7 protein-coding genes are annotated in these 9,225 nt (G+C 64.9%); 3 read left to right on the top strand and 4 right to left on the bottom strand.

The genetic code is table 11. The annotated features are described in order from the left end of the window. Positions 1 to 512: 512 nt before the first annotated feature. The 3 genes from HUX53_RS38405 to HUX53_RS38395 are packed head-to-tail and all read right to left on the bottom strand — an operon-like array spanning position 513 to position 1,719. A complete protein-coding gene (locus tag HUX53_RS38405) occupies positions 513 to 704 on the bottom strand; it encodes a DUF397 domain-containing protein (RefSeq protein ID WP_176408181.1) in 192 nt (63 codons plus the stop codon). Then, a complete protein-coding gene (locus HUX53_RS38400) occupies positions 701 to 910 on the bottom strand; it encodes a DUF397 domain-containing protein (RefSeq protein ID WP_176408180.1) in 210 nt (69 codons plus the stop codon). The genes HUX53_RS38405 and HUX53_RS38400 overlap by 4 nt, the downstream gene beginning before the upstream one ends. Beyond that, the gene (locus tag HUX53_RS38395) at positions 907 to 1,719 is read right to left on the bottom strand and encodes a helix-turn-helix transcriptional regulator (RefSeq protein ID WP_176408179.1); all 813 of its coding nucleotides are present in this window, start codon (positions 1,717 to 1,719) and stop codon (positions 907 to 909) included. The genes HUX53_RS38400 and HUX53_RS38395 overlap by 4 nt, the downstream gene beginning before the upstream one ends. A gap of 194 nt (positions 1,720 to 1,913) precedes the next feature. Here HUX53_RS38395 and HUX53_RS38390 point away from each other — a divergent pair, with 194 nt between their 5' ends. The 3 genes from HUX53_RS38390 to HUX53_RS38380 all read left to right on the top strand — a co-directional run bounded on the left by HUX53_RS38390 (position 1,914) and on the right by HUX53_RS38380 (position 5,857). Then, positions 1,914 to 2,321, top strand: coding sequence for an ATP-binding protein (locus HUX53_RS38390; protein WP_176408178.1), 408 nt, complete (start codon positions 1,914 to 1,916; stop codon positions 2,319 to 2,321). A 736-nt stretch (positions 2,322 to 3,057) separates the two neighbouring features. After that, the gene (locus HUX53_RS38385) at positions 3,058 to 4,668 is read left to right on the top strand and encodes a DUF262 domain-containing protein (RefSeq protein ID WP_176408177.1); all 1,611 of its coding nucleotides are present in this window, start codon (positions 3,058 to 3,060) and stop codon (positions 4,666 to 4,668) included. A 37-nt stretch (positions 4,669 to 4,705) separates the two neighbouring features. Then, a complete protein-coding gene (locus tag HUX53_RS38380) occupies positions 4,706 to 5,857 on the top strand; it encodes a type II toxin-antitoxin system HipA family toxin (protein WP_217920392.1) in 1,152 nt (383 codons plus the stop codon). Between the two features lie 23 nt (positions 5,858 to 5,880). Here HUX53_RS38380 and HUX53_RS38375 read toward each other — a convergent pair whose 3' ends face one another. Next, positions 5,881 to 9,018, bottom strand: a complete 3,138-nt coding sequence (locus HUX53_RS38375) for a tetratricopeptide repeat protein (protein WP_176408175.1) — start codon at positions 9,016 to 9,018, stop codon at positions 5,881 to 5,883. Positions 9,019 to 9,225 lie beyond the last annotated feature (207 nt).

Genomic DNA, 9,225 nt, shown 5'->3' with positions numbered 1-9,225 from the left:
GTGGAGTGTTTGTATGGTGACGGGTAGTACGGGGTCGTACGCTGTCCTCTTCGTCGGCAGCGTCAGAGGTGTAGAAGAGACAGGATCATGACGCGCACAGGGTGAAGCGATGCCAACCCACTCCCAACAGCCGCCGACGGTTCCTTAATCAAGAGAACCCTTAGCGCCCCCGAACGGCACCGACGGTGACATGCCCCGGCGGACGCGCGAAAGGAGACCTACCGGCCAGCAGGTACGGACATACCAACGGCCCGGCGGAGGGCGAGGCTGTAGCTAATGCGGGCCAGGCTTCCAGGTGCAGCCCCCCGCTTCACGGTGCTTCGGTGATCGGTCGGACGGCATCGGACAAGATGCAGAGAGGCACCAGCGAGTCAGCAGGTACTCCAGACATGCCGGCGAGGCGGGTGTGGCGGCCCCGCCACGGTGGGAACCAGCGAAGGAAGCGAGTACTCCGGACATGCCAGCGGCCCCGCCGGACGGCGAGGCCGTTGCGCTACTCGGGGGCACGGGGATTACAGGTGCAACTCTCCCCGCTTTACGGCGGTGATGAGCTGGGCGAACCTCTCCGGGGAGAGCGTGAGGTGTCCAGCGCCAGGGTTCTTGCTGTCACGCACACCGATCATGGTGCTGAGGCTCGCGACCTCAACACAGTCGCCCCCCGTGGTACTCGAGCGACTGGACTTGCGCCATACAGAAGGGTTCACTTCATGAACTCCACCAGTTCTCCTCGCTTCACAGCGGTGACGAGCTGGGCAAAGCTCTCTGCAGATAGTGTGAGGTGTCCAGCATCGGGAGCCTTGCTGTCCCTGATACCACACCCCTCAGCGAGGGCGGCAACTTCGACGCAGTCTTGACCTCCACCGGCACCCGAACCGCTTCGGCTGGACTTGCGCCACACGGGTGGGTTCATTTCATGGCCTCCATCAGCTCACGCAGGAGACTCCGAGTTGAGTCTCGGGAAAGGGCATCGTCTCCTATGAGGTCCCACCGTATCCGGTAGTCCCTGATCTTCGCCGGGTCGGAGACGAGCCGCCCGCCGTGAACGGCGGGCGACCAACCGTGTTCCGTCTGACCGATCCTCAAGATCGTAAATGAGCCGTCAATCCCGGGATGCGCGGCCGTGGCCTTCGGGAGAACCCTCACGACAATCCCCTTGCGCTGGCTCAAGTCCAGCAAGTGGCCGAGCTGTGCACGCATGACGTCGGGTCCGCCCACAGGATCTTCAAGCGCAGATTGCCGAACGAGCAGCCGTAGGTCGGGGACTTCATGGGCCTTGAGGATCTCCTGTCGTGCCATGCGAGCAGCAAGAGTGCTCTCAACGTCGTCAACAACCTGCGCGCCCTCGATGAGGGCCCGCGCGTAGTCCTCCGTTTGAAAGAGGGCGTGTACGACGAGCGCCGAGTAGGCGCTGATCGCCTCGGCTCGCTCCTCATACCGCGTGTACTGGTCGAACCAATTCGGATCGTGGGCGCTCTCGGCAAGTCGGCGAAGTCGGGCAAAATGGCCGCGAGTCTTCCAAACCCGGTCAAGAGTTTCGGCGTGCGTCTGTGGCAATTTCGCGCTGGCCGATTCCCAGTTGGCAACCCGAGAATTATCGACGCCGCAGATGCGCCCCAGGTCGGCCTGTGACAGGTTGCGTTCGAGGCGCCATACTCGCAGGTCAACGGCTAACCAGTGCCAAGGGTTGTTGTCCGGGTCCAAACTGTCTGCCCTTGCCATTCAAGATCTCCCAACATGTGATCTTCAAGCGCAATGGGACAACTGTACTCGCCGACGTCAGTCTGTGGGCAGGAATGCAGACCGCGAGAGGCAAGCCAATGTCCGCGACACCCATAATGGACACAAACCCACAAAACATATTTAGCGAGACCTTCCGGGCTTATCCCGAAACCGTCTATCTCGCACGCGAACTCGTGAAGAGCGCGCTCGCCTCCTGGGGGCTCGGCGCCTTCGAGGGGGACGCCGTACAGATCATGAGCGAGCTCGCGTCCAACGCGGCCCGGCTTTGCGAGGGCCGGAACATCCGCGTCTGGATCAGCCGGATCGACCAGGGCGTCGAGATGTGCGTGTGGGACGACCACCCGGGCCGGCCCATGATCCAGCAGCCCGACCGGTTCGGCACGTCCGGGCGCGGCCTGATCCTCGTCCAGGCGTTCGCGTCCGGCGGCTGCGGATGGTTCAAGCTGGGCGAGGGCAAAGCCGTCTGGGCCCGCATCGCGATCGACTACGGATACATGCTGGGCGCCGCGCGAAGGACGGGCTGCCCGATCGTCGAGCCCCTCCCGCACGTGACCAGGCCGGGCGCGCAACTGCGCTCATAGACTGCCCCCGCCCTGCGGCGCGCATCCCACCGGTTCCCCCAACCTGGTGGGTCCCCCCAAAACGCCCGCAGGGCGGGCGGCGACCAATACCAACGCCGGGCCTGGGCTGAGACTTTCACGAACGGCGAGGGCCGGGCGGGTCCCATTCGCAACTCCGCCCGGCCCCCGAATATGACCATTAGGTCATGTGAACGAACACCACCATCACGGTGAGCGCGAAGGCGATGTGAGGAATCGCCGTAATGAGCTTTTCCTTCATGGGCTTCCTTTTTATTCATCGTGAAACCTGAACGGCCCCCGCGTGCGGAAACTCTATCGGTGGAGCCAGGCGTGTGTCTCGATATTTCGAACCTTCGTGTGATTCCGTGCCCGAAGGTAGGTGCTGTCGGGTTGGGTGCAATTTGTGGGCAATGTCCCACTTTCTCAGCATTCAACCGAAAAGTACTGGTTACCGCATGGTGCGGTCTCCTGCGCAGCGCGTTCTGGATGCCCGACAGAATCGAACACTACATTACTTCACGTCAAGTTCGCGGGCTCCGGAGTGGTGGCGGGTCGTCGTTGCTTTGCCGGCGGAGTGGTCAGCGGGCGCTGCCGTCGGGACTCATGTCCGGCGTCGGAAGAGGAGGCGGGTCCGGAGCGGGGCGGCTTCAGTGAGGCCTCGAAGAGGTGGATCGCCTGCTGCCGGCGGTCGCGAGCCGCGAGGCCGACCTCCTAGGATGACCGGTGAGGAGGCCACGTGGCTGCAGTGACGCGACCAAAGGTCGATAGCGTCCTACCGAGCGAGTTGGTGGAAGCCGCTCTGCTGGGACGGATTCGTATACCGTCGTTCCAGCGCTCCTACAGGTGGGAGCGGAGTGACGTCGCCGAACTGTTCGACAGTATTTTGCGTGGCTATCCAATCGGCAACCTGCTGGTCTGGCAGCGACCGGCTCCGGCCGGCATTGTCACGATCGGGCACCTGCAGATCGATGCACCTTCACTCGGGGACGCTTATTGGATCGTTGACGGCCAGCAGCGAATCACCAGTCTGGTCGGAGCGCTGACCGCCGGCCCGGAAACCGTGGATCCCCGTTTCCGGATCTATTTCGATCTGAACCGCGTGGAATTCATCTCCCTGGCGCGCCTGCAGCAACCTGGAACCAACATGCTCCCGATGGCGCTCGTGCTGAGCACAGCGGAGGCCAATGCCTGGATCAGAGCGAGACCTCATCTCACTGAGAAGCAGATCGCGTTGGCTGACCAGGTGGTAGCTGCGATACGAGACTATCGGATTCCGATGTACATCGTGTCAGGAGACGATGATCGCGCGTTGCGTGACATTTTTGATCGTATGAACACCTTCGGTAAGCCACTGAAGAGTGCTGAAGTGTTCAACGCGCTCCACTCGCTGTCCGGGGAGCGAGTGCCCAGTGATCTGCATACTTTGGGGGACAGCGTCCAAAGCTTCGGCTTCGGTGAACTGTCGGAGCAGGTTCTCATGCAAAGTCTTCTTGCGCTGCGAGGGCCGAAAGTCGATCGAAACTTCCGTAATGAGTTCAAGAACAATGATGATCGACATGATGCGTTCGTCAGAACGGAAGCCGCTCTCGGGCATGTTGTGGACTTTCTGCGTGATGTAGCAGGGATACCGCATGTCAAACTCGTGCCCTACTCTCTCTTCATTACCGTCCTGGCAAGGTTCACTGGGATGTTCGGCCCGCCGGAGGGCAGAGCTGCGGAGTTGCTGCGCAGATGGATCTGGCGTGGCGCCGTCCTCGGCGTTGCGCCCCAAGGCAACACTGTCGGGATTCGCCAAGGGGCCTCGGCGATTCACACGGACCCCGTCGTGAGTGCCGACCGTCTGCTTGATCTGCTTCCACCTCAACCCCGTGCTTGGCAGCCGGATCTTTCGCAGACCCGGTTGAACAGAGCCCAGGCCAAAGTGAACGTGCTCGGCCTGCTATCGCGGCATCCTCGCTACCTGCCAAGCGAAGGAGGCGATTCGGCGAGCATCATGGATGCGGCTCTGCTTCTGGAGGAGGGCAGGATTCTGCATCCGATCGTCGACCTCGACCGCCCCTTGGGTGCGGGAATGGCGAACCGGATCGTATACCCCGCCGACAGGGCCGCTGACCTGAACCTGGCGCTGCTGAACACGGATATGGACGAGGAAATCTTGGCGAGCCACTGTATTGACCCGGAGGCGCTCGGCCTGCTGAGACATGGACGATCGGCCGCCTTCTTGGAGAGGCGGGCGGCGATCGTCATGGAAGTCATCACCGACCATGTCCAGAGTCGGGCGTTGTTCGGCTTCCGCGATGGTCCTGATGTCACCAGGCTCTTCGACGAGGATGACCACAATGACTAGGTCGGCGACGGCCGGCGTCTACTTGGGTGAGCGCCGGGTGGGCACCCTCGGCTACCTTGACGGCAATACGTGGTTCGATTACGAGGACAGAGCACCTCTGCACCCTGTATTGGGGCAGGGGTTCGAAACAAACCCGGAGAGGCGCCGCACTGCGAGCGGCGCGCTACCAGAATGGTTCGCCAACCTCCTGCCGGAACCCGGTAGTGGCCTACGTGGTCTGATCGGTCGGGAGCTCGGCCGCGCCAACCCACATGACTTTCAGGTGATCAGCTTTATCGGAGAAGACCTGCCGGGCGCGGTTCGGGTGGTACCCGAGGCCGATGTCTTGAAGATTCCCGAGCTGATGCGAAGCCCGTCCGGCCGAGACTCGGGAAAGATCAAGTTCTCCCTCGCCGGAGTCCAGGCGAAGTTCTCCATGAGATGGGAGGGTAAAGGGCTGGTACTCCCCGTATCCGGGCAGGGCGGTGACTGGATCGTCAAGCTTCCCGATCGGCGTTTCCCCGAGGTTCCCGCCAACGAATACTCGATGCTGACCTGGGCCAAACTCGTCGGTATCGATGTTCCCGAGATAAAACTGGTTTCCGGGGCCGATGTCTCCGGCATCCCCGACGGGCTCATCTCGGAGACGGAAACGGTGTTCGCCGTTCAACGATTCGACCGGGACGGTGGTGCGCGGATACACCAGGAGGATTTCGCGCAAGTCCGCGAGGTATCCGTCGAATCGAAGTACGATCGAGCCACCTACAGCGGTATAGCCCGCTTTCTGGACGCGGTCTGCCCGGAAGACGTGGACGAGTACCTTAGGCGGCTGGCGGCGATCGTTGTGATGGGCAATCTGGACGCGCATCTCAAAAATTGGACGCTCCGATACCCGGATGGGCGTTCGGCCAGGCTTTCCCCGGCCTACGATCTGGTGTCCGTCTCGGCATATGAGGAATTCCGCTCTGAAGAACTCGCATTTCCGGTCAACGGCGGCAGGGTCGCCAGGTTGATCACGTACGATAATTTCAGGAGTCTGGCGCAGCGAGCTTCGCTCGATCCTGAGCGTGCAGTAGGAATTGCCAAGGTGACCGTCGCGGCACTCGTCGATACATGGCCTCGGGTCAAAGAGATGTGCCCAATCCCTGAGTTTGTCGCCGCGCATATCGACCACCGGCTGGGAAGCCTGCCCCTCGTCACTCGCGCGTGACATCGGGTCCTCGTCTCGGTCGGTCAGGTGCCGGCGGCGTGGTTCAGGGACTGAAGGCGGGTTCGGAGGTGGGCCGCCTCCGGAAGGCCGAGGCTGGTGAACAGGTGGACCGCCTCCTGCCAGGGGTGGCGAGCCGCTTCGCTGCCCTGGACGTGGAGAAGGGCCGTTCCCAGGCTCTCCAGTGCCTTGGCCGTTTCGTAGGGGACGCCTATCTCGATGGATAAGGCGCAAGCCCGCTGGAGATGCTCCACGGCGGCCGGATAGCGGCCGGAGGCGGTGAGGGTCTCGCCCAGGTGGCGGAGAGCGAGCGTCTCCTCGTAACGTTCGCAGATAGCGCGGGAAATAGTCAGGGCCCGCTCGTGGTGAATGAGTGCCTCGCCGTAGCGGCCGGTATTGTGGAAAGTGGCGCCGATGCCGATCAGGGTTTCTACCTGGTTTCTGTGGTCGCCCAATTCCATCGCTATCGCGAGAGCCTTGCGGTAATTCGCCAGAGCTTGTTCGTGGGCGCCGGTGCGGCGATGGACGCCGGCCATGTTGATGAGCGATATGGCCTCGTGCTGGCGGCTCAGTCCGGATGTGGCGGCGGTCTGCTCGTAGTACTCCACGGCCCGGTCGATGTCGCCGATCCGGATCATCAGGTCACCCATGTTGTTCAGTGCCATCGTGTGTCCGTGCGGGTCGTCGATCTCGGTGAAGATCGCAAGAGCGTCCAGGCGGAGGCGTTCGGCGTCCCGGTGATGGCCGGTGAACTCCAGGTAGATCGCGATGTGGTCCAGGCTGTCGGCTTCGCCGTGCCGGTCGCCGAGGGATCGGTGGATCTCCAGTGCCTCCCGGCAACGGGCGAGGGCCTCGGCGAAACGGGATTGATGCCAGTGGATGAGACTTGTAAGGCCGAGTATGTCGGCCTCTCCTCGGCGGTTGCCGGTCGAACGGTAGATCGCGAGAGCCTTCTTCGCTTCCTCCATTGCGGCGTCGTATTCGCCCCGGCGGAAGCGGATGTGGCTCAGGTCGGCCAGCGCTCGGGCGGTGCCCGGGCGGTCGTTCAGGCTCCGCAGCGCCTCGACCGCGTCCGTGTGCAGCCGTGCAGCAGCGTCCCAGTGACCGCGCGACTCCAGGTGTCCGGCGAGCAAGCGGGCGAAGAGTACGACGCGGCCGGGAGAACTGGTCCGGGCGGCCTCGGCGGCGGCGTTCAGCAGGCAGTCGTGCTCGGTGGTGAACCAGTCGATGGCCGCCGCCCCGTCCAGCAGCGGCGGCAACTCAGCAGGAGGATGGACGATCTGGACGTCTTCCGCCGCACAATGGCGGAACATCCGCTGGTCCGCGCGGTGTGCCGCCGCGAGGTAGAAGTCGAGGATCCGGTCGATGGTCCGGCCTCGGTCCTCCTCGGGGTCGCTCTCCCGCCCGAGGCGGGTGGCGTAGTCGTGCACGAGGTCGTGGAAGCGGTAGCGGCCCCCGACCAGTTCGGTGATCAGGTTGCGGTCGAGGAGTTCCTCGAGGATCCGTTCGGCCTCCCGGACGGGACGTGCGAGGGCCGCTGCCGCCGCGTGCGCCGTCAGGTCGGGGCCCGGATGCAGGGCGAACGCGCGGAACGCGTCCCGCAGCCGCGGCGGGAGCCCGCGGTAGGACAGTTCGAACACCGTCGTGATCTCGTGTCCCTCGTCGCGCAGTTCGTCCAGCCGGTCGCCCGGGGTCAACCGGGTGAGAAGGTCGGCAGCGTGCCAGGCGCGGCGGTGCCGCAGCCGGCTCGCCGCCATCCGCACCGCGAGGGGCAGCCGGCCGCAGCGGTCGACGACCGCGGCGACGTCGGCGGCGACCTCCGCGCGGCCGGGGCCCGCGAGGCCGGTGAACAGAGCCGCCGCGTCCCGGACGGGCAGCACCTCCAGCGACAGCGGCCATGATTCGTGCAGCCCGGTCAGCCGCCGCCGGCTCGTCACGATCACCAGGCAGCCGGCGGACGCGGGCAGCAGCGGTCTGATCTGGTCATGTTGGGCGGCGTCGTCCAGCACGATGATCGCGCGGCTGCCGGCAAGTTGCGACCGCCACAGCGCGGCCCGCTCCTCCAGGGCGCGCGGCACCCGCGTCGCCGGGACGCCGATCATGCGGAGCAGCGTGTCGAGCGCGTCCGCCGGGTCGACCGGGTCCTGCCTGGAGTCGTGCGTGTGCAGCTTGAGGAAGACGTGGGCGTCGGGGAAGTCTCCGGCCAGCCGGTGCGCGAGACGGATGGCGAGCGCCGTCTTGCCGGCCCCGGGCATCCCGTCGATGGCGATGACGGTCGCCGCCGATCTCGCCGGCGCGCCGCCGTGTGCGGCCACGTCCAGGAGCTGTCGCAGTTCTTCGTCCCGTCCGGTGAACCGCGGCACGTCGTGGGGCAGGAGGCGGGGCGGCCGGTCGACCCCCAGCCGGGTGCCCGCAACCCGCAGCAGCTCCGGGTCGCTGCGCAGGATGCGCCGCTGGAGGTCGCGCAGCGCGGGGCCCGGTTCCGTCCCGGACTTCCTCACGAACAGGTCATGGGTGCGCCGGTAGACCTCCAGGGCGTCGGCCTGCCGCCCGGACCGGTAGAGCGCGACCATGAGCCCCTCCGCCGGACGCTCGTCCTCCGGATGGCGTTCGGCCAGGTCCGCCAGTTCGCTCACCAGGTCGGTGTGTCGACCGCGCTGCAACTCCAGGTCGATGCGCTCGAACGTGACGGTCAGCAGGTCCTCTTCCAGGATGCGCCGGGTCCGCTCGGCCCAGCCGCCACTCAGATCGGCGAGCGGTTCGCCCCGCCACAGCGCCGTCGCCCTGCGGTAGTGGTCGAGCGCGTACTCCTCGTCGCCGCTCTCGGCGATGGCGCGCGCCTGGTCGCGCAGCAGCCGGAAATGGTGCAGGTCGACCGCCTCGTCGGCGATGTCGATCCAGTAGGAGCCGTGCCGGGAGTGCAGTGCGACGTCCGGAACCCCTCCGAGCCGGTGCCGCAGCCGCGTCATGTAGACCTGCAGGCCCTGCCTGGCCTTGGCCGGCGGGTCGTCGTCCCACACCCGGCGGATCAGCGCCTCGGCGGGCACCGGCTGCCGCCGGTTGAGCAGCAGGACGGCCAGGACGCAGCGTTCCTTGGGCGTTCCGAGGTCGCGCCGCCGGCCGTTGACCCGCAGCTCGACGGGGCCTATGACGCGGAACTCCACCGGTTCCCCTTTGTGAAAATCTCCTCCTGTGCCGATTTTGGCATCGTATGTACCGATTGGCCAGACCGTGGAGGTGTTTCACCCTGTCGTCCAGGAACCTCACTACTTACCGAGTCAGGATGATTGCAAGTTTTCGTCAAGTTCCCCGGCGGACACTCGATTCCGGAGGGCAGGTCCATTCGATCTGCGACGGAGGGACGGATGTTC

Origin of the sequence: Actinomadura sp. BRA 177, assembly GCF_013372625.1 — a bacterium.
Taxonomy (GTDB): domain Bacteria; phylum Actinomycetota; class Actinomycetes; order Streptosporangiales; family Streptosporangiaceae; genus Spirillospora.
The sequence above is the reverse complement of the archived record's forward strand: the minus strand, read 5'-3'. Positions and strand labels throughout refer to the sequence as shown.

Coding starts and splice junctions, on each gene's coding strand:
- HUX53_RS38400 (WP_176408180.1), bottom strand. CDS start 910: ATGAACCCACCCGTGTGGCGCAAGTCCAGCCGAAGCGGTTCGGGTGCC.
- HUX53_RS38395 (WP_176408179.1), bottom strand. CDS start 1,719: ATGGCAAGGGCAGACAGTTTGGACCCGGACAACAACCCTTGGCACTGG.